This is a genomic window from Rhizobium sp. BT04, assembly GCF_030053135.1.
In the GTDB taxonomy this organism is placed as follows: Bacteria; Pseudomonadota; Alphaproteobacteria; order Rhizobiales; family Rhizobiaceae; genus Rhizobium; species Rhizobium binxianense.
Genome location: NZ_CP125652.1, coordinates 1939668 through 1964229 on the forward strand (window position 1 = coordinate 1939668; position 24562 = coordinate 1964229).

Consider the following 24562-nt stretch of genomic DNA (forward strand, 5'->3'; position numbering starts at 1 on the left):
ACCTCACGCCGGCACCAAAGCGTCCAACTCCGGCAGAAGCAGGACGCTTTCCTGCTCGTTCGGATCGGTGCGCGCGATGATCGCCGTGCACGGCGTGCTGCTGAGGTTCGCAGGCAGGTGCGGCACGCCGGCCGGGATATAGAAAAGTTCACCGGCATGGACGACGACGTGTTGTTCCAGCCGGTCCCCGTACCAGGTATGCGCCTCACCCGAGAGCATGTAGATCGCCGTCTCGTGCGCCTCGTGCAGATGCGCCTTGGCGCGCACGCCGGGCGGGATCGTCAGCAGGTGCATGCAGATGCCCTTGGCGCCGACCGTCTCGGCCGCGATCCCCTGGAAATAGCTGAGCCCCTGCTTGCCGTCATAGGCATGGTTGGGGCGAACGATGTGGCAGGTGGGCTTTGATGTCGCGTCCATTCTCTTCCTCCATGAAATATGCCGCCGGCAGGGCCTGCGGCGATGGTAACATGCAAACCGCCTCCCCGCGGCGAAAACAAGAACGGTCGCATTGATGCAAGCACCCTCCGTCGTATCCGCCAAGGATCTCTGTCTCACCTACCAGGCGAATGACGGCCCGGTGCGTGCACTGAGCGATGTCAATCTCGATGTCCGCAAGGGCGATTTCGTCTCTTTTATCGGCCCGTCGGGCTGCGGCAAGACGACCTTCCTGCGTGTCATCGCCGATCTCGAAAAGAGCACCTCGGGCGAGATCTCGATCAACGGCATGACGCCGGAAGAGGCCCGCAAGGCCCGCGCCTACGGCTATGTGTTCCAGGCGCCGGCGCTCTATCCCTGGCGCACCATCGAAAGCAACATCGCCCTGCCGCTGGAGATCATGGGTTATGGCGGCGCCGACCGGGCGAGGCGCATCGCCGAGGCGCTCGACCTCGTCAGCCTTTCCGGCTTCGAAAAGAAATTCCCCTGGCAGCTTTCGGGCGGCATGCAGCAGCGCGCTTCGATCGCCCGCGCGCTCGCCTTTGACGCCGACCTGCTGCTGATGGACGAGCCCTTCGGCGCGCTGGATGAAATCGTCCGCGACCATCTGAACGAAGAGCTGCTGAAACTCTGGACCCGCACCAACAAGACGATCTGCTTCGTCACCCATTCCATCCCCGAGGCGGTCTATCTCTCGACCAAGATCGTGGTGATGTCACCGCGCCCGGGCCGGGTGACCGACGTGATCGACTCGACCCTGCCGGCCGACCGCCCGCTCGACATCCGCGATACCCCCGAATTCCTGGAAATCGCCCATCGCGTCCGCGAGGGGCTGAGGACGGGGCATAGCCATGAGGTTTAGGCCGTTGCACCCTGGGGCCACCGGCACGCTCAACTCCAATATCTGGGGGCAGTCGCTGTGAAACCCGACACCCTCAAGAACAAGATCATCCCCGTCACCACCATTCTGGTCGCGCTCGTCGTCCTCTGGTATGTCGCGGCCGTGCTGATGAATGCGCCGTTCCAGCGCGACATGGACGGCCGTGCCGGCGCCACTCCGACGACCCTCGAATTCATCGGCAAGACGCTCGCGCAGCCGAAGCCGATCCTGCCGGCGCCGCATCAGGTGGCGCAGAACGTCTACGAGAACACCGTCCTGCGCAGTCTTTCGAGCAATCGCAGCCTTGTCTATCACAGCTGGGTGACGCTCTCCTCCACCCTGCTGGGCTTCGGCTTCGGCATGCTGCTCGGCATCCTTCTCGCGGTGCTGATCGTGCATAACCGCGCCATGGACCGCTCGCTGATGCCCTGGCTGGTGGCGAGCCAGACCATCCCGATCCTTGCGATTGCGCCGATGATCGTCATCATCTCCTACAATGTGCTGACCGGCGACAATGCGATTGCCCATTTGCTGAACCTCGATTCCGACGCCTCCCGCCTCGTCTCCAAGGCGCTGATCTCCACCTACCTCTCCTTCTTTCCGGTCGCCGTCGGCATGGTGAAGGGGCTGCGTTCGCCTGAGATCATGCATCTCGACCTGATGCGCACCTATTATGCCAGCCCGACGCAGACTTTCTGGAAGCTGCGTGTTCCCGCCTCGATCCCTTTCCTCTTCACCTCGATGAAGGTCGCGATCGCCGCCAGCCTTGTCGGCGCCATCGTCGGCGAGCTGCCGACCGGGGCTGTCGCCGGAATCGGCTCGAAGCTGCTTGCCGGCTCCTACTACAGCCAGACCATCGATATCTGGGCAGCTCTCGTCGCCGGATCGCTGCTGGCGGGCATCCTGGTTGCGATCGTCGGCATTGCCGCAAAGATCGTCGACCGCGCCATGGGCGGGAGGCCGGCATGAGACATCTGACCCTCTCCTGGCAGGGCGTGACCGCCCTTCTGCTCTGCTTCGCGGCGCTGATCACCCTGCCGCTTCTGGCCGAGGGCGCAGCGCGGCCCCTCGCCGACGGCACGACGAGCCTGGTCTTCATCATCGTCATCGCGGCCGCCCTGCTGTCTTTTGCGCCGCAGCCGCCGTCCTACCGCGCCACGGTGCTGTTCATCGGCGCGCATGGTGCTGCCTGGATGCTGCTTTCCACTCTGTCCGGCAATGAGGCAACGGCGACGCGGGCCTTTTTCCTGCTGCTCTTTTCCTCCTGGTTGCTGGCCTGGCGATGCGTCACCGAACTGTCGAAACTGCAGCCCGTCACCACTTTCGGCAAATCGACACTTCAGCTGTTGATTCCGGCAATCTTCGGCGCCTGGATCCTCATCCTCTGGGAAGCGGCCACGCGCGGCGGCGGCATCCCGTTCATCATCCTGCCGCCGCCGAGCGCCATCGGCATGCGCATCATGGCCTCCCTGCCGATCCTCGGTGCTGACGTCAGGCAGACGATCTTCAAGGCGGTGCTGATCGGTTATATCGTCGGCTGCCTCAGCGGCTTCGCTGTGGCGGTGCTGGCCGACCGCATCACCTTCCTGCGCCGCGGCCTGCTGCCGATTGGCAACATGGTGTCGGCCCTGCCGATCATCGGCGTCGCCCCTGTTATGGTCATGTGGTTCGGCTTCGACTGGCCGTCGAAGGCCGCCGTCGTCATCATCATGACCTTCTTCCCGATGCTGGTGAATACCGTCGCCGGCCTTGCCGCCCCCGGCAGCATGGAGCGCGACCTGATGCGCACCTATGCCTCGAGCGACTGGCAGACGCTGCTCAAGCTCAAGCTGCCGGCAGCCATGCCCTTCATTTTCAATGCACTGAAGATCAACTCGACGCTGGCGCTGATTGGTGCCATCGTTGCCGAATTCTTCGGAACGCCGATCGTCGGCATGGGCTTCCGCATCTCCACCGAGATCGGCCGCATGAATGTCGACATGGTCTGGGCGGAAATCGCCGTCGCGGCGCTGGCCGGCTCGATCTTTTATGGCATCATCGCCCTGACCGAACGGGCGGTGACGTTCTGGCATCCGTCTATCCGTGGTGGCTAGGCGCGCACGGGGTTCGAAAATGAGCCCGGGCATAACTTCAGAGGGTAAGGATAAGAAAATGAGAAAGTTGATGGTTGCAATGATGGCAAGTGCGATGTCGCTTGCAGCAGCCCATGCGATGGCCGCCGACAAGGTGGTGCTGCAGCTGAAATGGGTCACGCAGGGCCAGTTCGGCGGTTACTACGTCGCCAAGGACAAGGGCTTCTACAAGGAAGAAGGCCTCGACGTCGATATCAAGCCGGGTGGTCCCGATATCGCCCCCGAGCAGGTGATCGCCGGCGGCGGCGCCGATGTCATCGTCGACTGGATGGGCGGCGCGCTGGTTGCCCGCGAAAAGGGCGTTCCGCTCGTCAACATCGCCCAGCCCTACCAGAAGTCCGGCCTGGAAATGATCTGCCGCAAGGACGGTCCGGTCAAGAGCGAAGCCGACTTCAAGGGCCACACGCTCGGCGTCTGGTTCTTCGGCAACGAATATCCCTTCTTCGCCTGGATGAACAAGCTCGGCCTGTCCACAGAAGGCGGCGCGAACGGCGTCACCGTGCTGAAGCAGAGCTTCGACGTGCAGCCGCTCGTCCAGAAGCAGGCCGACTGCATCTCCGTCATGACCTATAACGAATACTGGCAGGCGATCGATGCCGGCTTCAAGCCGGAGGAACTGACGGTCTTCAACTATACCGAGATGGGCAACGACCTTCTGGAAGACGGCCTCTATGCGATGGAGGACAAGCTGAAAGACCCGGCCTTCAAGGAGAAAATGGTCAAGTTCGTCCGCGCCTCGATGAAGGGTTGGAAATATGCCACTGAAAATCCCGACGAAGCCGCCGAGATCGTCATGGACAATGGCGGCCAGGACGAGAACCATCAGAAGCGCATGATGGGCGAAGTCGCCAAGCTGGTCGGCGACGGCTCCGGCAAGCTCGATGAGGCGCTCTATGCCCGTACGGCAAAGGCGTTGCTCGACCAGAAGATCATCAGCAAGGAGCCCTCGGGCGCCTGGACGCACGACATTACCGACGCCGCCTCCAAGTAGTTCCGGCAATATTGCGGGAGGCAAACGCGCGGAAGATTTTCCGCGCGTTTTGTTTTTTTCGCGCAAGGCGGGAAAAAACACCGTGCAACTGTCGCATTTATCGGGCGTCAAACGTCATGGGGTGGAAGCGCGATCAATCTTCGTAATGTTGACATAACCTTGCGGTGATTGATTGGCGTCGGAATGGTCATTATTATCGCCTCATGGGGAATTGTTTTCTGCCGGACTTGTAGATCGAGCAAATCGATACCACCTACAAGCCGAATTTGCCGACGAGGGACGAAGACGGCAAAGGATCGGCGGATACCTCTGAGAATGCAGGAAGGGCAGTGGCCTGATTGCGCGCTGAGTGGCAGACGCGCGAGTTCGGCCAACCTTATTATAAGATTGGACGAAGACGCATGGCACGCAAGCCGATTGGAATTCTAGGCGCCGCTACCCTTTTTGCAGCGGCCCTTGCTGCATCAACTGCATTTTCGCAGGAAAAGCCGGTCGAAAAACCGCAGCAGAACCTGCCGGCGATCGTCGTCACCAAGGCGACGAACCGGACGCTCGTCGATCGTGTCATCGGCACGGGAACGGTCAAGCCCGTCGAGGAAGTCTATATTCAGCCGCAGGTCGAAGGCCTCTCTATCCGCACGCTGAAAGCCGATATCGGCGACAAGGTCCAGGCGGAAAGCACGTTGGCGACGCTCAATGACGACGCGCTGGTGCTGGAGAAAAGCCAGATGATGGCGACGAGGGCCAAGGGCGAAGCAAGCCTCGCCCAGCTGCGCGCCCAGCTCATCGAAGCCCAGGCCAATGCCGAACAGGCCAGGCAGCAACAGGCCCGCTCCCAGGAAATGGTCAAGAAAGGCACGGTTTCCACCGCCCAGGTCGAGCAGGCCGATGCGACCGCCGCCGCCGCGAACGCCCGCGTCGTCTCTGCCGAACAGGCGATCGAGGTGGCCGAAGCCGATCTCAAAGTCTTCGACAGCCAGATCGCTGATGCCGATCTGAAGCTCGCCCGGACCGATGTGAAGACGCCGGTCGCCGGCACGATCTCGGCAAAGAATGCCAAGGTCGGCGCCATTGCCGCCGGCAACGGCGACCCGCTGTTCACCCTCATCCGCGACGGCGATATCGAGCTTGTCGCCGAAGTCGCCGAAAGCGATATCGTCAGAGTGATGGCCGGCCAGAAGGCGACGATTTCCCTTTCCGGCAGCCGCGAGAAGCTTTCCGGCGCCGTGCGCCTGGTGTCTCCGACCGTCGATCCGGTGACCCGCCTCGGTCTCGTCCATATCTCCATCGACGATGACAGCAAGGCGCGTTCCGGCATGTATGGCAGCGCCGAGATTATCGTCCGGGAGACCGAGGGCGTATCGCTTCCGCTGACCGCGGTGCTGACCGGCAACGAAGGCTCCTCCGCGCGCAAGGTTGAGGGCGGCGTGGTGAAATTCGCCAAGATCGAGACCGGCATCCAGGACGGCGCCTATGTCGAGATCGTCAATGGATTGAAGAGCGGCGACGAGGTCGTGGCCAAGGCGGGCGCCTATGTCCGCGATGGCGACCACATCACGCCGGTGCGTGAACAGCCCCCGGCTTCCAACTAAAGAGACCATCCGATGAATTTTTCAGCCTGGTCCATTCGAAATCCGATCGCGCCGCTCCTGGCCTTCTGCCTGCTGATATTCATCGGCATGCAGTCATTCAACAAGCTGCCGATCACGCGCTTCCCGAACATCGACGTGCCGCTCGTTTCGATCAGCGTGACGCAGAGCGGCGCTTCGCCGGCCGAGCTCGAAATGCAGGTGACGAAGGAGATCGAAGACGCGATCGCCTCGATCACCGGCATCGACGAAATCCAGTCGACGGTGACCGACGGCAGCTCGCAGACCAACGTGATGTTCCGGATGGAAGTGCCGACGGAACAGGCCGTGCAGGACGTCAAGGACGCGATCGATCGCATTCGCAGCGATCTGCCGGCGACCGCAGAAGCGCCTATTGTCACCAAGGTCGATGTCGAGGGCCAGGCAATCCAGACCTTCGCCGTTTCCTCGCCCGACATGTCGCTGGAAGAACTCTCCTGGTTCGTCGACGATACGATCAAGCGCGCGCTGCAGGGCCAGGCCGGCATCGGCCGCGTCGACCGTTACGGCGGCGCCGAGCGCGAAGTGCGCATCGAACTGACCCCCGGCAAGCTCGATGCCTACGGCATCACCGCCGCTAGCGTGAACCAGCAGCTGCGTGGCACCAACATCGACCTCGGCTCCGGCCGCGGCCAAGTGGCCGGCAGCGAACAGGCGATCCGTGTTCTCGGCGATGCGCGCAATGTCGCCGAGCTCGCCGACACGACGATCGCGCTGCCGAACGGCCGCTTCGTCAAACTCTCCGATCTCGGTGTCATCAAGGACACCTATGAAGAGCCGAAATCCTTCTCGCGCTTCAACGCCACGCCGGTTGTCACCTTCGGCGTCTTCCGCTCGAAGGGCGCCAGCGAAGTCAGCGTCGCCGAAACCGTAGCGCAAAGCCTCGACAAGGTGCGAACCGAAAATCCGAACGTGAAGATCGAGCTGATCGACGATTCGGTTTATTTCACCTACGGCAATTACGAAGCCGCCATCCATACGCTGCTCGAAGGCGCGCTGCTCGCCGTCATCGTCGTCTTCCTGTTCCTGAGGAACTGGCGCGCGACGCTGATTTCGGCCATCGCCCTTCCGCTGTCAGCGATCCCGACCTTCTGGATCATGGATATGATGGGTTTCTCCCTGAACCTCGTCAGCTTCCTGGCTTTGACACTCGCGACAGGTATCCTGGTCGACGATGCGATCGTCGAAATCGAAAACATCGCCCGCCACATCAAGATGGGCAAGACGCCCTATCGAGCGGCGATCGAAGCAGCTGATGAAATCGGCCTTGCCGTCATCGCAACCACCTTCACGATCATCGCCGTTTTCGTGCCGGTTTCCTTCATGCCGGGCATTCCGGGCCAGTACTTCATCCAGTTCGGCCTGACCGTCGCCTTCTCCGTCTTTTTCTCGCTGATGGTCGCGCGCCTGATCACCCCGATGATGGCCGCCTATCTCATGCGCGCCGAAGACGGCATGGAAGACCATCACGACAATGACAGTCTGCTGATGCGTGGATACACGCGTCTCATACGCGGGACGACTGGGCGTTGGTACACGCGCTATGCGACGCTGATCGTCGCCTTCGGTTTCCTGGTGGGCTCCGTCTTGTTGCTCATGAAGGTTCCGGGCAGCTTCCTGCCGCCCGAAGACGCTTCACGCATCGTTCTCTCCGTCGAGCTGCCACCCAATGCACGGCTTGACGACACCGAGAAGACGACGGATGCGATCTATGACCGGGTCAAGGATATCAACGGCGTCGAAAGCGTCTTCGTCCTCGGCGGCGCATCGCCGAAGGGCGATCTCGAACTGCGCCGCGCAACCATCACGCTGGCACTTCGCAAGCTCGACCAGTCGTTGATCAAGAAGATGGTCAATGACGGGCTCGGCCATATCCCGGTCATCGGGCCGATGCTGCCGAAGGTGGAGGTCCACGGCCGCGAACGTCCGCAATGGGATATCGAAAAGGAAGTCTTCGCCAAGCTGCGCGACATTCCCGACGTCCACATCCTCAAGCTCAACGACCGCGGCGAACGCGACCTCTCCTTCAACTTCCTCTCCAAAAACGAGAAGGACCTGAACGACGCCGTCGGTATTCTGGAATCCAAGCTCCGCGCCGATCCGCTGCTCGCCAATGTCAGCGCCGACGGCGCCCTGCCCCGTCCGGAACTGCAGGTCTACCCGCGCAAGAACGAGGCCGCCCGCCTCGGCATCACGCCGCAGCAGATCTCCGAAACGATCCGCGTCGCCACCATCGGCGATGTCGATGCCGCCCTTGCCAAGATCTCGCTCGACGATCGCCAGATCCCGATCCGCGTCCAGGCGGCACTCGACATGCGCCGCGACCTTGCGGCTCTCCGGGCACTGAAAATCCAGACCGCCAGCGGCGGCACCGTTCCGCTCGCGAGCGTCGCCAATATCGACTATTCGGAGGGCGTAAGCTCGATCAAGCGCAACAACCGTTACCGCGTCGTCTCAATCGGCTCCGACCTGCCGCAGGGCGTGGCGCTCGATACGGCCTCGGCCCGGTTCCGCGAGATCGTCAAGGCCGCCAATATCCCGGCCACGGTGCATCTTGCCGAAAGTGGCGACACCAAGGTGCAGTCCGAGATGCAGCAGAGTTTCGTCAACGCCATGTTGATGGGCCTCCTGCTGGTGCTGACGGTGCTGATCCTGCTCTTCAAGGACGTGATCCAGCCCTTCACCATCCTGTTCTCGCTGCCGCTTGCCATTGGCGGTGTCGCGGCGGCGCTGATCATCACCAGCAATCCGCTGTCCATGCCTGTCATGATCGGCATCCTGATGCTGATGGGTGTCGTCACCAAGAACGCCATCCTGCTCGTGGATTTCGCGATCGAGATGCGCCACCAGGGCATGGCCCGCGTCGAGGCCATGGTCGAAGCTGGTCGCAAGCGCGCCCGGCCGATCATCATGACCTCGATCGCCATGTCGGCAGGCATGCTGCCTTCCGCGCTCGGTGTGGGCGAAGGCGGCTCGTTTCGCGCGCCGATGGCGATCGCGGTGATCGGCGGCATCATCGTCTCGACGGTGCTCTCGCTCGTCGTCGTGCCTTCCTTCTTCCTGATCATGGACGATCTCTCCCGCCTGCTCGGCTGGGCTTTCGGCCGCCTGGTCGGCAGGAAGGATCAGGAAGACCTGCCGCTGTCGCGTGAGGATCTCACCCGCGTTACCCGCGAAAACCGTAGCGATATCGACTCGCTGGACGAGCGCCTGACCGCGATCGAAAAGCCTGAAGACAAACGCAAGAAGACAAACGACACCAACGTGCTCCGCCTGCCGCCCTTCGCGGCCGAGTGAGCAAAGGCTCAGGAAATCAAAACGGGGCGGGAGCGATCTCCCGGCCCGTTCCGCTTTGTCTTCATGGGTGCGGCAGACGGGGCGGATTTCTCCTCGCCGTCAGTGCCGACCTGCTGCGGCAGGTCTGGCTGCTCAGAGTCCACCCTGCTCCCTGAGGAAGCTGACGATCGCGTTGATACCGTCGCCGCGTTTCATGTCGGAGAAGACGAAGGGACGCGTGGCGCGCATGCGCGCCGCATCCCGGTCCATCACCTCGAGATCGGCGCCGACATAGGGTGCCAGATCCTTCTTGTTGATGACCAGCAGATCCGACCGGGTGATGCCGGGCCCGCCCTTGCGCGGGATTTCCTCGCCCTGGCAGACGGAGATGACATAGATGGTGATATCGGCAAGATCGGGCGAAAAAGTCGCCGCCAGATTGTCGCCGCCGGATTCGATGAAGACGACGTCGAGATCGGGGATCCGCTGGTTGAGACCGGCGATCGCCTGAAGGTTGATGGTCGCATCCTCGCGAATGGCGGTGTGCGGGCAACCGCCCGTCTCGACGCCGACGATGCGGTCCGAAGGCAGTGCCTGCATGCGCACCAATGCTTCGGCATCTTCGGTCGTGTAGATGTCGTTGGTGACCACGGCGACGGAATAGTCGTCGCGCATCGCCTTGCAGAGCTTTTCGGTCAGCGCCGTCTTGCCCGAGCCGACCGGCCCACCGATGCCGACGCGCAGAGGTCCGTTTCTTGATTTCATCTGTTTTACTCCAATCGAAGCCCGATGATAGCGACGTCGCCGGCGCGCGCCACCGTCAAATGACTTAGAGCGGTTCAGCTTACCGCTCTAAGTTTTTATTTTTACGCAATCCGGGCGATCACGAACGGAACAGTCGCGTCGCCTGCGTTTCGTGGCGCAAGCTGGCAATATCGGCCTGCACCGTCGCCGAGCCCAGATCATCGAGCGTCGAGGCCGCCGCCCGCCGAGCAACCTTTGCGATACGCTCTTCGAGACCGGCAAGCACTGCAACGCCATCCCTCTGCCCGGCGACACCGAGACGGATGCCTGATGACATCGCCTGCGAGGCATAGGCGTGCAGAAAAACCGCAAGCACCGTCTCAGGCCCTATGCCGTGTGCGCCCGCAACCGCCCCGACCGCAATGGGATAAGCGACCTTGCCGGGCAGCCTTTCGAAAACCTCGTTCGGCCAGGCCCGCGCCGCCGCGAGGAAGGCGTCTCCGAGCAGCATCGTTTCCTGATGGCGCTCACGCGATCCAGCAAGCGCCTCGGCGAGTGCGGCGACTTCGGCAAGGCGTGCGGGTTCTGCTTGGCCCCTGTGGCTCTCGGCCAGAAGCACCGCGTCGTTCCAAACCGACCCATGGTCGATCAGCGTGCCGACCCAGGCCGCAAGCGAGGCCGCATCGGTGACGAGTCCGTCGGCCACCGCCCGCTCCAGCCCGCCCGAATAGGCAAAGCTGCCGATCGGAAAGGCCGGCGAGAGCCATGCCGTCAGGCGCAGCAATGCCTGCAACTCGTCATCCCTGGTCATCGGCTCTCAGTCGTGCTTATGGCCGTGATGTCCGTGGTCATGATCATGATCATGATCCCGCCCGTGGTCGTGGTCATGATTACATCCCGGTCCATGCTCATGGTCGTGGCCATGATCATGTTTGTGGTCATGCCCGTGGTCATGAGCCGCATGTTCGTGATCGTGCGAATGCCCGCCATGGGAATGATAGGCTCCGCGCGCCGGCTGGAAGGGCTCGTCGATGTCGAGGACGGTGGCGCCGAGCCCCTGCAGCATGGCGCGGATGACGTGGTCGCGCAGGATGACGATGCGGTCTTCCTCGATCTGGGCCGCAAGATGACGGTTGCCGAGATGCCAGGCAAGCTCGATCAGATGTGTGCGGTCGCGGCCGCGAACCTCGAAGAGCTTCTCATCGGCCGCGAGGATCTCGATCAACTCGCCATCGTCGCGCACCAGCAGGTCGCCATTGGCGAAAAGCACCGGGTCCTTGAGGTCGAGCATGACCATCTCGCCATTTTCCAGATGCAGCAGTTTGCGGCGCAGATGGCGCAGATCGTGCGGCAGCTTGACCTGGGCGGTCGGATGGGAGGACGGGGTTCCGGCGGGAAGATAAGATGTAACGCGCTGCATGATATGTCCGTTTTGCTGAGGCGACCATGCAAAATAGCCTCTCCCGATGCAAGCACCAATGGCCTTTTGCACGGAACGGGGCTTTTATATTCCGTAAGCCTGCATCACGTTGTCGCTCTCAGCTGCCCGACCCTTGGCATCGAGGCTATTGTCGACGAGCCCGTGCCAGGCGTGATGCAGACCTTCCCGCTCGTGTACGACGCGATTGCGCCCAAGCGCCTTGGCGAGATAGAGCGCTCGGTCTGCCGAAGCATAGACCGCCTGATTGTTGCGCCCGACGCCGAGATCGGCAACACCGCCGGAAACGGTGATGCGGATATCGTGCCCCTCGGCCGCGATGGCGCCGCTTGCAATCCGGGCCCGGACACCTTCGATGCGCTCCATCCGCGCCTCCAGCGGCTCACCGGAGACGATGACGCCGAATTCCTCCCCACCCAGCCGTGCGACGACGGACATCTCATCGAAGGCGGATCTGAGCATGGCCGAGACGGCGGTAATGACGGCATCGCCGCAGGCATGGCCGAAGCGATCGTTGATCGCCTTGAAACGGTCGACATCGAATATGACGAGCGAGGCGTTGTTGCCCTCGGTATTCTCGAGCGCCTCTGTGAAGGCACGCCGGTTCAGGAGGCCGGAAAGTGTGTCCGTGCGGCTGAGCTTTTCGAACTCCGCCCGCGACAGCGTCAGCTCATGCAGGGCAAAACCGGCAGCCAGCGACAGCATGCCGGAAACCGTCCCGCCAACGAGCCAGGAAAAAATGGCGCCGAAGCCGATCGCATGCGAGAGCGTCACCGGCAGCAGCCCGAGAAAACCGAGCGGCGGTATCGTCAGCGATATGATGACGCCGGAGAGAATGACGGCAAGAAAGCTCATCTTCAGAGCGAAGAGATAGACGTTCCTGCGATGTTGAAAATTGCCGAAATCGGCCTGCAGCGACATCCAGTTTCTCATCAGAATCAACCTTCCTGTCCGGCGTTGCAAGGCATTGATAAGAGTCCAATTGCTGCGGGTGTCTTAATCGACTCGTTAAAATCCGACCGATTTTGGACGATTCGGTGGACAGATTTTTTCTAGCAGGAGATGCAAGCGTCCGATCCCTGAATCGCACAGGGCATGGACCAGCCTATATCATTGACATGACAGGTCTTTTCTGGGCTCCACGGCTAAGTTGTTCCAGAATGGCTTACCTCGGGAAAACACAGGTTTTCACGCGGATTTTTACAACCGAATGGAGAGTGTCGTTCACAATTTCGTTGGCGAGCGGACCGGCCAGCGGCTGCTTCAATTGTAGACACCGAGAGACAATCGCAATGATTGTGGAAGCGGGTTCCATAAGCCGGTCCGAAGCCCGGCCGAGCGGAGCGCAGCCGCCGTCCAGGTGTTGCAGCCGAAGAGAGCGTTGAAATATCCCTTTGCCTCGAAGAACCGGTCGATCTCGCCGTAACCCGCATCCGGAATCGGCTTCACCGTACCCGCGCCGCGAACGAAGCTGTCCGAGATAAAATTGCGCAGCCGCGCCAGTTGATCGTCGCCGATATCGAATGCCGCAACGGCGGGCTGCGGCTCGCTGATGTGACCGGCAAGGTCCACATGCAGCACCGAACGATCGATCGTCAGCGCCCGCAGCACCGGCAGCGGCTTCAGCTCCGTCCAGGTCGGAGTTTCCAGATAGAAGGCACGGCCACCCCAGCCAATGATGAGCCATTCCGCATTCGGATGGCCAAGCGGAAAATCGGGATTGTCGAGGAAGGAAAAGGCGGCGCGCGTCTCCTCGCCGAGCTGAATGGCAATATCGGTGTGGATCGGTCCCGACAGCAGGAGAATCCGGTGGCTTGCCGCCGCGGATGATGCCTTGACCGGGGCAATCAGCGGCCGCGGAATGAAGGTCCCACAGGCCGCCAAAAATACGAACAGGAATATGATCCGCAGCAACCAGTTGATGCCTGTCCTCATCGGAACCACCGGTCACACATCGGGCGTGCGCCTAAAACAGGAAATAGCGCTGCGCCATCGGCAGCACCGTCGCCGGCTCGCAGGTCAGCAATTCGCCGTTCGCCCTGACCTCGTAGGTCTCCGGATCAACCTCGATCTCGGGTGTCAGATCGTTGTGGATCATCGATGCCTTGGAGATGCCACCGCGCGTATTCTTCACCGCCACCAGTTCCTTGGCGACGCCGAGCCGGCCCTTCAGGCCGGCATCGAGCGACGCCTGGCTGACGAAGGTGACGGAGGAATTGGTGAGGCTCTTGCCGTAGGAGGCAAACATCGGCCGGTAGTGAACTGGCTGCGGCGTCGGGATCGAGGCGTTCGGATCGCCCATCGGCGCGGCCGCGATCGAGCCCCCGAGCAGCACCATATCGGGCTTCACCCCGAAGAAGGCCGGATTCCACAGCACGAGGTCGGCGCGCTTGCCGACTTCGACCGAGCCGATCTCACGGCTGAGGCCATGGGCGATCGCCGGATTGATCGTGTATTTGGCGATATAGCGGCGGACGCGGAAATTGTCGTTGTCGCCCTTTTCCTCCTTCAGCCGTCCGCGCTGGCGCTTCATCTTGTCGGCCGTCTGCCAGGTGCGGATCGCCACCTCGCCGACACGGCCCATGGCCTGGCTGTCGGAGGAAATGATCGAGAAGGCGCCGATATCGTGCAGGATGTCTTCGGCAGCGATCGTCTCCTTGCGGATACGGCTTTCGGCAAAAGCGATGTCTTCGGGGATCGACGGCGACAGATGGTGGCAGACCATCAGCATGTCGAGATGCTCGGCGATCGTATTGACCGTATAGGGCCGTGTTGGATTGGTCGACGACGGAATGACGTTCGGCTGACCGCAGATCTTGATGATGTCGGGCGCGTGCCCGCCGCCCGCCCCTTCCGTGTGGAAGGCATGGATGGTGCGGCCCTTGATGGCGCCGATCGTATCCTCGACGAAGCCGCTTTCGTTCAGCGTATCGGTGTGGATCATCACCTGCACGTCGTATTCGTCGGCAACCGACAGGCAGCAGTCGATGGCGCCTGGTGTCGTGCCCCAATCCTCATGCAGCTTCAGCGAAGTGGCGCCGGCAAGCACCATTTCGACAAGTGCGCCCGGCAGCGAGGCATTACCTTTGCCGGCAAAAGCAAGGTTCATCGGGAAGGCGTCGGCCGCCTCGATCATCCGCTGGAGATGCCACGGACCGGGCGTGCAAGTGGTGGCGAGCGTGCCATGCGCCGGGCCTGTACCGCCGCCGAGCATGCAGGTCATGCCGCTCATCAGCGCCTCTTCGATCTGCTGCGGCGCGATGAAATGGATATGGCTGTCCATGCCGCCAGCGGTAACGATCTTGCCTTCGGCGGCGATCGCCTCCGTGCCCGGGCCGACGATGATATTGACGCCGGGTTGCATGTCGGGATTACCGGCCTTGCCGATTGCGACGATGCGGCCGTTCTTGAGCCCGATATCGGCCTTGTAGATGCCCGAATGATCGACGATCACGGCATTGGTGATGACGGTATCGACCGCACCGTCCGCGCGCGTCACCTGGCTCTGGCCCATGCCGTCGCGGATCACCTTGCCCCCGCCGAACTTCACCTCCTCGCCATAGGTGGTGAAATCCTTCTCGATCTCGATGAAAAGCTCCGTATCGGCAAGGCGCACCTTGTCGCCGGTGGTCGGTCCAAACATACCGGCATAAGCGGCGCGCGAGATCTTGTAGGGCATCTATCAGGCTCCTTGGGAGGAAGAGGCAAACGTTTTTCCGCCAAGCCGCTTCAGGCGGCCCGCGGCAATATAGGTATCGACAAGCTGTCTTTCGGCGGCGAAGGGATGCCATTCCCAGCCGACATGGCCGAAGCCGGCGAGCGTCACCTCGGCATCGGCAGATTTCTCCATCACCTCGCCGATCACGATCATGCCGCTGCTCGGCACGACATAGGGCGAAGGAGCAAAGGCCGAAAGCGCCGCATCGACGGCTTCGTGAACCGACTTGTCGATGACGACATACGTCTTGCCGGTGTCCGAGCAGAAGGTGCCGAACGCATTCGTGTAGTCGTCGCAGAAATCGTCGAGTTCCGGATGCGAGACGGCAAGCGGTGCGCGAAGTGCCGCGAATTTTTCCGGATCGCGCACGCTCCAGATTTCGGCGGCCGAGACGACAGCGGGATGAGTGCGCCATTGCTCCGAGCCGAGCATCGCCTTGGCCGGCCTACCGGTGTTGCAGACGGCAACGGCGTCGGTACGGCGACCGCCGGCGCCATAGGAGCGGCAATCGTTGAAACGGATGACGAAATCGGCAGCATCGATGACGCCAGCCGCTCCTTCCCCGATCTCACCATTGCCAACGATCATGATCTTCCTGGCCACCTCAGTTACTCATCGAATCTTCGAGCTCTTTCAGCTCTTTCGTGCGTTTGTCCGTGATATCGGCGAGACACCCGGCAACCAGCATCGGCTCCATCGTGCCGCCGCGCGCCTGGAATCCAGCGGCATCGCATTCGGCATCGCGATAATCGATCCAGGCGCGCTGCGCCTTGACCAGCGCTTTTTCAGCACCCTTCATGTCGCCGTCCAGATCCTTGTCTATCGCCACCATCGCGGCGCGCGTTTTCTTGTATTGCGCGTTCAGCGCCTTGTCGGCCGCATCGTGACGCGCCGCCTCGCAGGAAGTCATGTCCGATTGCGTCTGGGGGTTCTTGCAATCGATATCCTGGGCAGAAGCCGCGCCTGAAATCAGCAGCATCGCCACCCCGACGAGGCAGATATTCAAACGCATGCATCCCTCCCGCTTGCTTAGAGCTTGCCCATCACCAGCTGGCGGAAGCCATAGACTTCGCGCTTGCCGGAAAGCGGGATAAGCGTCACCGAGCGCGTCTGCCCGGGCTCGAAGCGCACGGCGGTTCCCGACGGGATATCAAGCCGCTTGCCATGCGCCGCCGCTCGGTCGAAGGAAAGCCCGGCATTGGTCTCGGCGAAATGGTAGTGGCTGCCGACCTGCACCGGCCGGTCGCCGGTGTTGGAAACCTCCAGCGTCACCGTCGGCGCGCCGGCATTCAGTTCGATGTCGCCGCTTGCGGCAATGATCTCACCCGGAATCATCTCGTTCTCCTTAAGCCGCCTTGGGCGCGCAGCCCTCAGCCTTCAGCACGCGTTTCGTCGACGCCGGATTTTTGGCGAGCATCGCCACCGGCCGAATAGGCCTGGCGACGAGATTGCCGCCGCAATTCGGGCATGCGCCCTTCAGCACATTGTCCACGCAATCGGCGCAGAAGGTGCATTCATAGGTGCAGATCCGCGCCTCAGCGCTATCAGACGGCAAATCCTTGTCGCAGCATTCGCAATTGGGCCTGAGCTCCAGCATTTGATCTCCTCACCGGATCGGTTCGTGCACGGTGACGAGCTTGGTTCCATCGGGGAACGTCGCCTCCACCTGCACGTCGTGGATCATCTCGGCAACGCCCTCCATCACCTGACTGCGGTCGATCACATGGGCGCCGGCCTCCATCAGTTCGGCAACCGGGCGGCCGTCGCGAGCGCCTTCGACAACGAAATCGCTGATCAGCGCGATCGCTTCGGGATAGTTCAGCTTGACGCCGCGCTCCAACCGCCGGCGCGCCACGATCGCCGCCATTGAAATCAACAGCTTGTCTTTTTCTCTCGGAGTGAGGTTCATCGCTTGTCCATCTGCTGCATGCCTGGGTTCATAGATTCCAGACTTTCGGCACAGGCGCACCATTGCGCAAGGCGGAAATGACCGGGATCAGAATTTTTCTGAGCGAGAAGCCGTCAGGCGCCGCAAGGCGGACGATGAGCTTGTCGTTCCAGGCGCTCGCCCCGCCCATCGGTCCCTCGACGAGCGGCCGCACTTTGCCGAGATAGGCCTCAGCCAGCGGCCCGGCATAAAGCAGCGTTACAAAGGCCACCTGCCCCCCGAGTACGGCCTGACGCGCGGCAAGGGCCGCCACGCCGTCGGATAGCCTGAGTTCCTCGGCATGAATCAGGCGGCCGGACCGGCGGATGCGCCAGCGGTCGCGGAAAAGCCCCGTCTCCATCATCTCGCCCATCGCCTTGCGCCCGAGCAGCACGGCTTCAACGGCGAGAAATTCGGCATCCTCGTCGAGATCGACATCCAGCCGACGGGATAACGAGGCGCGGTCGAAAAGGATCGTCTCCTGCGGCAGCCAGTCAACGCGGGCACCCGCGCCGACCTCGATGCTGGTCGAAACCTCCGCCGTTCCGGCCGAAGCCTTGTAGATCTTCTCGCAGGCCTGGGTGGTGACGTCGATGCGCGTACCGGCGCCGGCAACGACGCTCCAGGACATGCGGTCACCGCCCGTCAAACCGCCGGCTGTGTTGATGATGACGGCTTCCATCGAAGCATCGAAAGTATCGGGCAGGCGGATCTTCGCCGCCCCCTCCTGATAGAGTTCGCGGATACGCGTGCGGCCATCAAACAGCTTTGCCGCCAGATGCCCGCGTCCTTCCGCTCTTTGCGGTCTCGTGCTCGTCGCCGCAATCGTCATATCATCCCTTTCGGTCACGCTACCGGTTTTCATTCAATCGCGCGGATGACGGAAAGCAAGCAATTCCCATGCCGTGCGGATGAGACCTTTGGCGGCGGCGGAAGGTTTTGCCAGGCGCCGAACCCTCTGCTGCAAAATGCGGCATCTGCCGATCAGACGGTCAGGTGACGACGAGCTTCCGGCGTATCCAGCGTTTCGGCAAGCCCTTCATGCACGATCTCGCCGCGGTCCATGATGTAGACGTAGTCGGCAAGCTCGCGGCAGAAATCGAGATACTGCTCGACGAGCAGGATCGCCATGCCTGTGGAATCACGGAGATAGCGGATCGCCCGGCCGATATCCTTGATGATCGAGGGCTGGATGCCCTCGGTCGGCTCGTCGAGCACAAGGATCTTCGGCCGCGTCACCATGGCGCGCCCGATTGCCAGCTGCTGCTGCTGCCCGCCGGAAAGATCGCCGCCGCGACGTGACAACATCGACTTCAGCACCGGGAAGAGACTGAAGATGTCGTCAGGGATGTTGCGGTCGCGGCGGCCAAGCGGAGCAAAACCGGTTTCGAGATTTTCCTTGACTGTCAGCAGCGGGAAGATTTCGCGCCCCTGCGGCACATAGCCGATGCCCTGCTTGGCGCGGGCAAAAGGCGGCAGGCCGTTGAGCTTGGCATCGTTGAAGGTGACAGTGCCGGCCGACAGCGGATGCTGGCCGGTGATAGCGCGCAGGAGCGAACTCTTGCCGACGCCATTGCGACCCAGCACGCAGGTGATCTTGCCCATCTCCGCTTTGACGGAGATGCCGCGCAGCGCCTGAGCGGCGCCATAATGCAGGTTTGCATTTTCGACTGTCAGCATCCGTTTCACCCATTCCCCATCAATTCATCAACGTGCGCCTCAGCATTTGCAGGGCGTGCTCCTGTTCCTTCGTTCTCTCGCCACCGGCCTCGGCCACCTCCTCGGCAATGCCGATCAGTTGCTGACGCTCCTGCATGTCGAGCGCCTTCAACCAGAGATCCCGGAACCGGCGGATCGGATCTTCGGGACTGGTGACGTTTTTGGACGCCCATTCGCCGAAAACCAGCACCTCTTCCATGTCGCCCGGCCGGATGATGCCTTTCATGCGGCTGCGAACGACATCCTTCGCAGCGTCGAGATACATCGGCTTTTCCTTGGCAAGGCAAAAGAAAAAGGCCACCGCCGCAATCGCCGGATCGGCGATCGAGGCCAGCGGCGCGACCTCCGCCTGCTTGCGAAACTTTTTGCGCTTATAGGCGCCCCGCATCCGCTCGACGGAATCGATGATCTCGTTTCCTGCCTCACGTACCATTTTAAGACGCCAATACCAGATAACCGCGCCGCTGATCGCCGCGACCAGAATACCGAGAAGAGCCATGATCAAACCCCACAATAAACCCCGCCCGTTTTAGAGCGTTTTCTTTTGTCAGGTTCAAGCGGGTAAGTTGCATTGATCACCGCCCCAGATAATTCTCGATCACCTTCGGATCCGAGCTGACGAAATCGATCGACCCTTCCGCCAGCACCGAGCCTTCGGCAAGGCACGTCACCTTGACGCCGAGGTCGCGGATGAAGCCCATGTGGTGCTCGACGACGACCACCGAGCGGGTCTTGGCGATGTCTCTAAGCAGGATCGCGGTTTCCGCCGTTTCCGCATCCGTCATGCCGGCCACCGGTTCGTCGACCAGCAGCAGCTTCGGCTCCTGCGCCAAGAGCATGCCGATCTCAAGCCATTGCTTCTGCCCGTGCGAGAGGTTGGCGGCGAATTCGTCACGGCGGTGTGTCAGCCGCACCGTTTCGAGGATTTCCTCGATGCGCGCCTTGTCCTCACCCGAAAGCCGATAGAACAGCGTCGAGAACACACCGCGACGGCGGTTCAGCGCCAGTTCCAGATTGTCCCAGACCGTATGGCTTTCGAAGACCGTCGGCTTCTGGAACTTGCGGCCGATGCCGAGCTGGGCGATATCGGCCTCGTCCCTCTTGGTGAGGTCGATCGTGCCGTTGAAGAAGACCTCGCCCTCGTCGGGCCTGGTCTTGCCGGTGATGATGTCCATCATCGTCGTCTTCCCGGCGCCGTTCGGGCCGATGATGGCGCGGAGTTCGCCGGGTTCGATGACGATCGAGAGCGAGTTCAGCGCCTTGAAGCCGTCGAAGGAAACCGAAACGCCGTTGAGATAAAGCACGCTGTTGGGTTTGACGTCGGGAATCATAGCGCTCACTCCGCTGCCTGGATTTTCGGCTCGATGTCGTCTTCCTGCGCCGCCGGCGGCGCAGCATTGGAGACGGCTTTCCGTTTGCCGAGATATTGCGCGATCGTGCCGACGACGCCCATCGGCAGGAACAGCGTGACGGCGACAAAGAGGCCGCCCAGCGCAAACAGCCAGATCTCCGGGAAGAGGCCCGTAAAGATCGTCTTGCCGCCATTGACGAGGATGGCGCCGATGATCGGCCCGATCAGCGTCGCCCGCCCACCGACCGCCGTCCAGATAACGACTTCGATCGAGTTGGCAGGTGCGAATTCGCCAGGGTTGATGATGCCGACCTGCGGCACGTAGAGCGCGCCGGCAATGCCCGCCATCATCGCCGAGACGACGAAGGTGAAGAGTTTGAAATGCTCGACGCGGTAGCCGAGGAAACGCGTGCGGCTTTCGGCATCACGCACGCCGACCAGCACCTTGCCGAACTTCGAGCGCACGATCGCCGAGGCGATCAGCAGCGACAGCGCCAGGAAGACTGCGGTCGCGGCAAAGAGGCTTGCGCGCGTGCCGTCCGCCTGGATGTTGAAGCCGAGGATATCCTTGAAATCGGTCATGCCGTTATTGCCGCCGAACCCCATGTCGTTGCGGAAGAAGGCAAGCAGCAGCGCGTAGGTCATCGCCTGGGTGATGATCGAGAGGTAGACGCCGTTGACGCGCGAGCGGAAGGCGAACCAGCCGAAGACGAAGGCGAGCAGGCCCGGCACGAAGAGCACCATCAGCGCCGCGAACCAGAAATGTTCGAAGCCGTACCAGAACCATGGCAGCTCCTTCCAGTTCAGGAACACCATGAAGTCAGGAAGGATCGGATCGCCATAGACGCCGCGCGAGCCGATCTGGCGCATCAGATACATGCCCATCGCATAACCGCCGAGCGCGAAGAAAGCGCCGTGGCCGAGCGAGAGGATGCCGCAGAAGCCCCAAACGAGATCGAGCGCCAGCGCCAGCAGCGCGTAAGTCAGATACTTGCCGAACAGCGCCATGATATAAGTCGGAATGTGCAGGGGATGGGCCGGGCCGGTTGCGAGATTCAGCACCGGCACGAGAATGGCGATCGCCAGCAACAGGGCGACGGCGATGGAGATCCTGCGATCGAGCGACCGGAGAAGGAAGGCCGTTATCATGCTTCTACCGCCCTTCCTTTGAGTGCGAAGAGCCCGCGCGGACGCTTCTGGATGAAGAGAATGATGAGGACGAGCACCAGGATCTTGCCGAGCACGGCGCCGGCGAAGGGCTCGAGGAATTTGTTGACGACACCGAGCGAAAGCGCGCCCACCAGCGTGCCCCAGAGATTGCCGACGCCGCCGAAGACGACGACCATGAAGCTGTCGATGATGTAGTTCTGACCGAGGTTCGGCGAGACGTTGTCGATCTGCGAGAGCGCCACGCCGGCGATGCCGGCAATGCCGGAGCCGAGCGCGAAGGTGAAGGCATCGACCCAGCCGGTGCGGATGCCCATCGACGACGCCATTCGGCGGTTCTGCGTAACGGCACGCATCTGCAGGCCGAAGGCGGAGCGCTTGAGCAGCATCAGCAGCGTCAGGAACACGACCATCGAGAAGACGATGATCCACAGCCGGTTCCAGGTGATGGCGAGCCCGCCGAGATCGAAGACGCCGGACATCCAGCTCGGATTGCGGACCTCGCGGTTGGTCGGGCCGAAGATGCTGCGCACTGCCTGCTGCAGGATCAGCGACACGCCCCAGGTGGCGAGCAGCGTTTCGAGCGGCCGGCCGTAGAGATAGCGGATGACCGCGCGCTCGATCACCAGGCCGACGAAGCCGGTAAAGACGAAGGCCGCGGGCACGGCAAAGGCCAGCGAATAATCGGCAAGCTCTGGAAAGGCGGAGGTTATGTATTCCTGCACGACATAGGTCGTATAGGCGCCGATCATCACCATTTCGCCATGCGCCATGTTGATGACGCCCATGACCCCGAAGGTGATGGCAAGGCCGATCGCGGCAAGCAGCAGTACCGAGCCGAGAGACAATCCGTACCAGATGTTCTGGACGATATCCCACAGCGCCAGGCTGCGATTGATGGAGCTGATATCCGCCAGGATCGCTGGCTTCAGGTCTTCAGGCGCGGTTTCGAGTGTGGTCGTGAGGATGGTCAGCGCATCGCGATTGCCGCGCGCCGCAATCGTATCGATCGCAGCCTTCTTGTCTTCGACGCTCGCATCCGTCTTGAGCAGCAGCACTGCGCGCGCCGCTTCCATCGTATTCTTGATCTCAGCGTCCTTCTCGGCCGCAAGCGCCGAGTTCAGCAGGTCGAGATTGGCGGGATCAGCATCTTTCAGCAGACCCTGCGCCGCGGCAAGCCGCGCGGAACGGTCCGGGCTCATCAGCGTCAGCTGGCTGGTGGCGGCGCTGATGACGCCGCGAAGCGCGTTGTTGATCTTGACCTTGGTCATCAGATCCGGATCGACATCGGCAGCGGCTTCGCCGGTGATTGGATCGGAATAGGTGGGTTCGTCATCCGTACCGCCCTGGAGGAGCACCGGGCCGCCATCGGAATTGACGTAGAGAAGGCCGTCGCTCAACTGCTGCAGGATCTGGCTGACATGCTGGTCCTTGGAAGCGACCAGTGCTTTGATGGCCGCTTCGCGTTCCGGAAAGTCGCCGACGCCGAGCGCGTCGATGAGCACGTGGATATCGTCCTGGGCCTGGACTTCGCTCGAGATTGTCAGGCCCGAAAACGTCAGACCCGGGAATGTCAGGAAAACCGTGATGAGGAAAATCTTTACGGCGCGATTCATCGGCTTTCTCGCCCTTGATAGTGTTGGCCTCGCGGCGCGATCGCTGGGACAGAGCGTCCGCCCGGGATCAAACCCGGACGGAAGCCTTCAGGCAATCATCGGATCGGGGTCGTACTCAGGAACCCTTGCCACCGCACTTACCCGTCGCAACGTTGAAGTTGCCGCAGGACATCGGCTTGCGCCAATCGGAGATCAAGTCCTTGGAGTCAGGCAGGTAGTCGGACCATTCGTCACCGACGACGGCGGGTGTCTGCTGGACGATTTCGAACTGGCCGTTGGCCTGGATTTCACCGATCAGCACCGGCTTGGTGATGTGGTGGTTCGGCATGACGGTGGCATAGCCGCCGGAGAGGTTCGGAACGCTGACGCCGATGATGGCGTCGAGAACCTTGTCGGTGTCGGTCGTGCCGGCAGCCTGGACGGCCTTAACCCATGCGTTGAAGCCGATATAGGCGGCTTCCATCGGGTCGTTGGTCACGCGCTTGTCGTTCTTGGTGAAAGCGTGCCAGTCCTTGATGAACTTCTTATTGGCCGGGCTTTCGACCGATTCGAAGTAGTTCCAGGCGGCGAGATGGCCGACGAGCGGCTTGGTGTCGAGACCGGCAAGCTCTTCTTCGCCGACCGAGAAAGCGACGACGGGAATGTCGGTTGCCTTGATGCCCTTGTTACCTAGTTCCTTATAGAAGGGAACGTTGGCATCGCCGTTGATCGTCGAGACGACGGCGGTCTTCTTGCCGGCCGAACCGAATTCCTTGATCTTGGAAACTTCGGTCTGCCAGTCGGAGAAGCCGAACGGCGTGTAGTTGGTCATGATGTCTTCTTTCGGAATACCCTTCGAAATCAGGTATGCCTCGAGAATCTTGTTGGTCGTGCGCGGATAAACGTAGTCCGTACCTTCGAGAACGAAGCGCTTGACGCCTTCTTTTTCCATCAGGTAGTCGACAGCAGGAATGGCCTGCTGGTTCGGAGCAGCACCGGTGTAGAAGATGTTGCGCGAAGACTCTTCGCCTTCATACTGGACCGGATAGAAGAGCAGCGAATTCAGCTCTTCGAAAACCGGCAGAACGGACTTGCGCGACGAGGACGTCCAGCAACCGAAGACGGCGGCAACCTTGTCCTTCTGGATCAGCTCGCGTGCCTTTTCGGCAAACAGCGGCCAGTCGGAAGCCGGATCGACGACGACGGCTTCGAGCTTCTTGCCTAGAAGGCCGCCCTTCTTGTTCTGCTCGTCAATGAGCATCAGCATGGCGTCTTTGAGTGTCGTTTCGGAAATCGCCATCGTGCCCGAAAGCGAATGCAGCACGCCGACCTTGATCGTGTCGTCGGCAGCAACCGCACCGTGGAAGGCGGCCGATGCGGCCATGACCGCGCCGAGCGCTGCGCCCGTAATAGTGGATTTGAGATTCATCTGATTGAACTCCCCTCTTCTTGTTCCGCAACAGGCCGGAAACGGAAATTAACTGTTGCCGTGGGGACTATCGGGTGCTGCAACGCAAAAACACATACGCCAAATGACGTAGGCGCAAGGGGCAAACGGGCA

At 61.6% G+C, this 24562-nt stretch carries 25 protein-coding genes; 6 read left to right on the forward strand and 19 right to left on the reverse strand.

All coding sequences use genetic code 11. The features are described 5' to 3' along the window. Positions 1 to 3 precede the first annotated feature (3 nt). Positions 4 to 417, reverse strand: coding sequence for a cupin domain-containing protein (locus QMO82_RS18110; protein WP_183607820.1), 414 nt, complete (start codon positions 415 to 417; stop codon positions 4 to 6). Positions 418 to 511: 94 nt separating this feature from the next. Between QMO82_RS18110 and QMO82_RS18115 the strand changes: the two genes are divergently transcribed. The 6 genes from QMO82_RS18115 (at position 512) to QMO82_RS18140 (ending at position 9363) form a co-directional block, all read left to right on the forward strand. Further along, positions 512 to 1297: an ABC transporter ATP-binding protein gene (locus tag QMO82_RS18115; RefSeq protein ID WP_183607819.1), complete on the forward strand. Its 786-nt coding sequence runs from the start codon at positions 512 to 514 to the stop codon at positions 1295 to 1297. A 57-nt stretch (positions 1298 to 1354) separates the two neighbouring features. After that, entirely contained in the window at positions 1355 to 2284 is a 930-nt protein-coding gene (locus QMO82_RS18120) for an ABC transporter permease (RefSeq protein WP_183607818.1), read from the forward strand. Next, positions 2281 to 3408 carry an ABC transporter permease gene (locus tag QMO82_RS18125; protein WP_183607817.1) on the forward strand — a complete coding sequence of 376 codons (1128 nt, stop codon included), beginning with the start codon at positions 2281 to 2283 and terminating at the stop codon, positions 3406 to 3408. Before QMO82_RS18120 ends, QMO82_RS18125 begins: the two co-directional genes overlap by 4 nt. Before the next feature lie 58 nt (positions 3409 to 3466). Continuing rightward, positions 3467 to 4438 carry an ABC transporter substrate-binding protein gene (locus QMO82_RS18130; RefSeq protein WP_183607816.1) on the forward strand — a complete coding sequence of 324 codons (972 nt, stop codon included), beginning with the start codon at positions 3467 to 3469 and terminating at the stop codon, positions 4436 to 4438. A 401-nt stretch (positions 4439 to 4839) separates the two neighbouring features. After that, positions 4840 to 6030 carry an efflux RND transporter periplasmic adaptor subunit gene (locus tag QMO82_RS18135; protein WP_183607815.1) on the forward strand — a complete coding sequence of 397 codons (1191 nt, stop codon included), beginning with the start codon at positions 4840 to 4842 and terminating at the stop codon, positions 6028 to 6030. A gap of 12 nt (positions 6031 to 6042) precedes the next feature. Next, on the forward strand, positions 6043 to 9363 hold the full coding sequence (locus QMO82_RS18140; protein WP_183607814.1) for an efflux RND transporter permease subunit: 3321 nt from the start codon (positions 6043 to 6045) through the stop codon (positions 9361 to 9363). A 132-nt stretch (positions 9364 to 9495) separates the two neighbouring features. Here the strand turns inward: QMO82_RS18140 and ureG are convergent, their stop codons facing one another. From ureG to urtA, 18 genes are all read right to left on the reverse strand, one after another. Beyond that, complete coding sequence (gene ureG, locus QMO82_RS18145; protein WP_097621305.1) at positions 9496 to 10107, reverse strand: urease accessory protein UreG; 612 nt, start codon at positions 10105 to 10107, stop codon at positions 9496 to 9498. Positions 10108 to 10225: 118 nt separating this feature from the next. After that, on the reverse strand, positions 10226 to 10897 hold the full coding sequence (locus QMO82_RS18150) for an urease accessory protein UreF (protein ID WP_183607813.1): 672 nt from the start codon (positions 10895 to 10897) through the stop codon (positions 10226 to 10228). 6 nt (positions 10898 to 10903) lie between these two features. Then, a complete protein-coding gene (gene ureE / locus QMO82_RS18155; protein WP_183607812.1) occupies positions 10904 to 11506 on the reverse strand; it encodes an urease accessory protein UreE in 603 nt (200 codons plus the stop codon). An 84-nt stretch (positions 11507 to 11590) separates the two neighbouring features. Next, positions 11591 to 12457 carry a GGDEF domain-containing protein gene (locus QMO82_RS18160; RefSeq protein ID WP_183607811.1) on the reverse strand — a complete coding sequence of 289 codons (867 nt, stop codon included), beginning with the start codon at positions 12455 to 12457 and terminating at the stop codon, positions 11591 to 11593. A gap of 330 nt (positions 12458 to 12787) precedes the next feature. Then, the gene (locus QMO82_RS18165) at positions 12788 to 13459 is read right to left on the reverse strand and encodes a TIGR02117 family protein (protein WP_183607810.1); all 672 of its coding nucleotides are present in this window, start codon (positions 13457 to 13459) and stop codon (positions 12788 to 12790) included. A gap of 31 nt (positions 13460 to 13490) precedes the next feature. Further along, positions 13491 to 15203 carry an urease subunit alpha gene (gene ureC, locus QMO82_RS18170; protein ID WP_183607809.1) on the reverse strand — a complete coding sequence of 571 codons (1713 nt, stop codon included), beginning with the start codon at positions 15201 to 15203 and terminating at the stop codon, positions 13491 to 13493. 3 nt (positions 15204 to 15206) lie between these two features. After that, complete coding sequence (locus QMO82_RS18175; RefSeq protein WP_183608335.1) at positions 15207 to 15830, reverse strand: Urease operon accessory protein; 624 nt, start codon at positions 15828 to 15830, stop codon at positions 15207 to 15209. A gap of 16 nt (positions 15831 to 15846) precedes the next feature. Continuing rightward, a complete protein-coding gene (locus QMO82_RS18180) occupies positions 15847 to 16254 on the reverse strand; it encodes a lysozyme inhibitor LprI family protein (RefSeq protein WP_183607808.1) in 408 nt (135 codons plus the stop codon). 17 nt (positions 16255 to 16271) lie between these two features. Next, positions 16272 to 16577: an urease subunit beta gene (locus QMO82_RS18185; RefSeq protein WP_010014268.1), complete on the reverse strand. Its 306-nt coding sequence runs from the start codon at positions 16575 to 16577 to the stop codon at positions 16272 to 16274. Between the two features lie 10 nt (positions 16578 to 16587). After that, entirely contained in the window at positions 16588 to 16839 is a 252-nt protein-coding gene (locus tag QMO82_RS18190; protein WP_183607807.1) for a DUF1272 domain-containing protein, read from the reverse strand. 9 nt (positions 16840 to 16848) lie between these two features. Then, the gene (locus QMO82_RS18195) at positions 16849 to 17151 is read right to left on the reverse strand and encodes an urease subunit gamma (protein ID WP_126829282.1); all 303 of its coding nucleotides are present in this window, start codon (positions 17149 to 17151) and stop codon (positions 16849 to 16851) included. Positions 17152 to 17179: 28 nt separating this feature from the next. After that, a complete protein-coding gene (locus QMO82_RS18200; RefSeq protein ID WP_183608334.1) occupies positions 17180 to 18001 on the reverse strand; it encodes an urease accessory protein UreD in 822 nt (273 codons plus the stop codon). Positions 18002 to 18153: 152 nt separating this feature from the next. Further along, a complete protein-coding gene (gene urtE / locus QMO82_RS18205; RefSeq protein ID WP_183607806.1) occupies positions 18154 to 18849 on the reverse strand; it encodes an urea ABC transporter ATP-binding subunit UrtE in 696 nt (231 codons plus the stop codon). 19 nt (positions 18850 to 18868) lie between these two features. Further along, positions 18869 to 19387 (reverse strand): hypothetical protein, encoded by a 519-nt coding sequence (locus tag QMO82_RS18210; protein ID WP_183607805.1) that lies wholly within the window; start codon positions 19385 to 19387, stop codon positions 18869 to 18871. A gap of 76 nt (positions 19388 to 19463) precedes the next feature. Continuing rightward, positions 19464 to 20219, reverse strand: coding sequence for an urea ABC transporter ATP-binding protein UrtD (gene urtD / locus QMO82_RS18215; protein ID WP_183608333.1), 756 nt, complete (start codon positions 20217 to 20219; stop codon positions 19464 to 19466). A 5-nt stretch (positions 20220 to 20224) separates the two neighbouring features. Continuing rightward, positions 20225 to 21388, reverse strand: a complete 1164-nt coding sequence (gene urtC, locus QMO82_RS18220; protein WP_183607804.1) for an urea ABC transporter permease subunit UrtC — start codon at positions 21386 to 21388, stop codon at positions 20225 to 20227. Further along, positions 21385 to 23022, reverse strand: a complete 1638-nt coding sequence (urtB, locus tag QMO82_RS18225; RefSeq protein WP_183607803.1) for an urea ABC transporter permease subunit UrtB — start codon at positions 23020 to 23022, stop codon at positions 21385 to 21387. Before urtB ends, urtC begins: the two co-directional genes overlap by 4 nt. A 115-nt stretch (positions 23023 to 23137) precedes the next feature. Beyond that, the gene (gene urtA / locus QMO82_RS18230; protein ID WP_183607802.1) at positions 23138 to 24430 is read right to left on the reverse strand and encodes an urea ABC transporter substrate-binding protein; all 1293 of its coding nucleotides are present in this window, start codon (positions 24428 to 24430) and stop codon (positions 23138 to 23140) included. Positions 24431 to 24562: the final 132 nt, after the last annotated feature.

What these genes read in the sequence shown, in the direction of transcription:
- QMO82_RS18150 (WP_183607813.1), bottom strand. Translation starts at nt 10,897, where the DNA reads ATGACCAGGGATGACGAGTTGCAGGCATTGCTGCGCCTGACGGCATGG.
- urtB (WP_183607803.1), bottom strand. Translation starts at nt 23,022, where the DNA reads ATGAATCGCGCCGTAAAGATTTTCCTCATCACGGTTTTCCTGACATTC.
- urtD (WP_183608333.1), bottom strand. Translation starts at nt 20,219, where the DNA reads ATGATTCCCGACGTCAAACCCAACAGCGTGCTTTATCTCAACGGCGTT.
- QMO82_RS18190 (WP_183607807.1), bottom strand. Translation starts at nt 16,839, where the DNA reads ATGCTGGAGCTCAGGCCCAATTGCGAATGCTGCGACAAGGATTTGCCG.
- QMO82_RS18160 (WP_183607811.1), bottom strand. Translation starts at nt 12,457, where the DNA reads ATGAGAAACTGGATGTCGCTGCAGGCCGATTTCGGCAATTTTCAACAT.
- QMO82_RS18210 (WP_183607805.1), bottom strand. Translation starts at nt 19,387, where the DNA reads ATGGCTCTTCTCGGTATTCTGGTCGCGGCGATCAGCGGCGCGGTTATC.
- QMO82_RS18185 (WP_010014268.1), bottom strand. Translation starts at nt 16,577, where the DNA reads ATGATTCCGGGTGAGATCATTGCCGCAAGCGGCGACATCGAACTGAAT.
- QMO82_RS18200 (WP_183608334.1), bottom strand. Translation starts at nt 18,001, where the DNA reads ATGACGATTGCGGCGACGAGCACGAGACCGCAAAGAGCGGAAGGACGC.
- QMO82_RS18110 (WP_183607820.1), bottom strand. Translation starts at nt 417, where the DNA reads ATGGACGCGACATCAAAGCCCACCTGCCACATCGTTCGCCCCAACCAT.
- QMO82_RS18140 (WP_183607814.1), top strand. Translation starts at nt 6,043, where the DNA reads ATGAATTTTTCAGCCTGGTCCATTCGAAATCCGATCGCGCCGCTCCTG.
- urtE (WP_183607806.1), bottom strand. Translation starts at nt 18,849, where the DNA reads ATGCTGACAGTCGAAAATGCAAACCTGCATTATGGCGCCGCTCAGGCG.
- urtC (WP_183607804.1), bottom strand. Translation starts at nt 21,388, where the DNA reads ATGATAACGGCCTTCCTTCTCCGGTCGCTCGATCGCAGGATCTCCATC.
- ureC (WP_183607809.1), bottom strand. Translation starts at nt 15,203, where the DNA reads ATGCCCTACAAGATCTCGCGCGCCGCTTATGCCGGTATGTTTGGACCG.
- QMO82_RS18180 (WP_183607808.1), bottom strand. Translation starts at nt 16,254, where the DNA reads ATGCGTTTGAATATCTGCCTCGTCGGGGTGGCGATGCTGCTGATTTCA.
- QMO82_RS18165 (WP_183607810.1), bottom strand. Translation starts at nt 13,459, where the DNA reads ATGAGGACAGGCATCAACTGGTTGCTGCGGATCATATTCCTGTTCGTA.
- QMO82_RS18125 (WP_183607817.1), top strand. Translation starts at nt 2,281, where the DNA reads ATGAGACATCTGACCCTCTCCTGGCAGGGCGTGACCGCCCTTCTGCTC.
- QMO82_RS18195 (WP_126829282.1), bottom strand. Translation starts at nt 17,151, where the DNA reads ATGAACCTCACTCCGAGAGAAAAAGACAAGCTGTTGATTTCAATGGCG.
- ureE (WP_183607812.1), bottom strand. Translation starts at nt 11,506, where the DNA reads ATGCAGCGCGTTACATCTTATCTTCCCGCCGGAACCCCGTCCTCCCAT.
- QMO82_RS18135 (WP_183607815.1), top strand. Translation starts at nt 4,840, where the DNA reads ATGGCACGCAAGCCGATTGGAATTCTAGGCGCCGCTACCCTTTTTGCA.
- QMO82_RS18130 (WP_183607816.1), top strand. Translation starts at nt 3,467, where the DNA reads ATGAGAAAGTTGATGGTTGCAATGATGGCAAGTGCGATGTCGCTTGCA.
- QMO82_RS18115 (WP_183607819.1), top strand. Translation starts at nt 512, where the DNA reads ATGCAAGCACCCTCCGTCGTATCCGCCAAGGATCTCTGTCTCACCTAC.
- ureG (WP_097621305.1), bottom strand. Translation starts at nt 10,107, where the DNA reads ATGAAATCAAGAAACGGACCTCTGCGCGTCGGCATCGGTGGGCCGGTC.
- QMO82_RS18175 (WP_183608335.1), bottom strand. Translation starts at nt 15,830, where the DNA reads ATGATCGTTGGCAATGGTGAGATCGGGGAAGGAGCGGCTGGCGTCATC.
- urtA (WP_183607802.1), bottom strand. Translation starts at nt 24,430, where the DNA reads ATGAATCTCAAATCCACTATTACGGGCGCAGCGCTCGGCGCGGTCATG.